At 67.8% G+C, this 490-nt stretch carries 2 protein-coding genes; both read right to left on the reverse strand.

What is annotated here, in order from left to right:
* Positions 1–225 (reverse strand): oxygenase MpaB family protein (locus BHU15_RS41335; RefSeq protein ID WP_255293108.1); only part of this gene is annotated, 225 nt, incomplete at its 3' end.
* A partial coding sequence (locus tag BHU15_RS14410) for an undecaprenyl diphosphate synthase family protein (RefSeq protein WP_141726821.1) occupies positions 222–490 on the reverse strand: 269 nt, incomplete at its 5' end. The genes BHU15_RS41335 and BHU15_RS14410, both read right to left, overlap by 4 nt.

The raw sequence follows: 490 nt of genomic DNA on the forward strand, positions 1-490 counted from the left end.
CATGCGCCGCATGCTGAGGAAGGTGTTGCGAAGCCGGCGCCAGGGGTGGGCGACGAAGGTGGAGTTGTCGACGAGGGCGGCGCCGATCTGCGGGTGAGCGGCCTCCAACACGGTGGCGCGGATCATGGCCAGCGCCCAGCGTGGGTCGTCGAAGAAGGCGCTGAACTGCGATTCCGGGCCGAACAGGGGTGCCTCGTCGGCAGTGTCCGTGGTTTCGGTGGTCATGATGGGTCTCCGTTCGTCCGGAGCGGCACGCCGCCGAAGCGGCGGTCGCGGCGCCGGTAGGTATGTAGGCACGCGAGGAACTCGGGGGCTCGGAAGTCCGGCCAGAGCACTTCGGGGAAGATCCACTCGGAGTAGGCAACTTGCCAGAGCATGAAGTTGGAGATGCGCTGCTCGCCGGAGGTGCGGATGACGAGGTCCACGTCGGGGGTGTCGGGGAACGGCAGGTGGTCCGCGAAGAGCCGCTCGGTTACCTCATCAGCGGGCG

The sequence above is a fragment of the Streptomyces niveus genome (assembly GCF_001723055.1).
GTDB lineage: Bacteria > Actinomycetota > Actinomycetes > Streptomycetales > Streptomycetaceae > Streptomyces > Streptomyces niveus.